At 53.0% G+C, this 759-nt stretch carries 1 protein-coding gene; it reads left to right on the forward strand.

Annotated elements, in window-relative coordinates:
• Positions 1 to 4 precede the first annotated feature (4 nt).
• Positions 5 to 379, forward strand: a complete 375-nt coding sequence (locus ACXJKO_RS31930; RefSeq protein ID WP_457095003.1) for a response regulator — start codon at positions 5 to 7, stop codon at positions 377 to 379.
• The last annotated feature ends 380 nt before the right edge of the window (positions 380 to 759 follow it).

Consider the following 759-nt stretch of genomic DNA (forward strand, 5'->3'; position numbering starts at 1 on the left):
GAATATAAATCCTTCGGTCGTCCTTCTTGTTGAAGATGACCTGTTGATCCGCATGAACACAGCTGATGAACTTGAAAGCTCTGGCTTTCAGGTTTTGGAAGCTGAAAATGCCGACGTTGCTCTACAAATCTTGGAAGCCCGTCCTGATACCGGGGTGCTGTTTACGGATGTAGACATGCCTGGATCAATGAATGGCGTTTCCCTAGCTGCACAGGTTCACCAGCGCTGGCCGCATATCCTAATCCTGATTTCATCTGGTCATCACTTTCTGCGTAACGACGATGTCCCAGACGACGGGCGCTTTGTGTCAAAGCCGTACAGCATCTCAACAGTCGTTCAGCACATAAGCGATATGGCTAAGAGCTCCTACGAGCACTAAGCATCTACCTTAGCGGTCCTGGAGCATGAATGTGGTTGAGGCGGCAAGGGCGGCAGTTCATCCGTGCGCGCCCTCGCCCATCCGGCCATCGGCCTCGTGCATCTTCTAGATAGTGTTGGTGACAATGCAGTGACGGCAGGGAAGTTAACGTGGGCGGCGCCAATGTGACTTTTGGTGTCTGGAGAGAAATGGCTGGAGCCCTATTTTAGACCACTCACCACATCAGGAAAGAGACATATGACGGATCAGCGGAAGAAGGATGATGAGCAGTCTGGAGCCAAGGCGGCAGTGAGCACGTCTCAATTGGATCGCCTTGAAAAGCTCGCGAGTGCAGCATCCGTGACCGCACAGGCAAGGCAATGGAACGCTCGGAAGAGCGG

The sequence above is a fragment of the Microvirga sp. P5_D2 genome, from assembly GCF_054049475.1.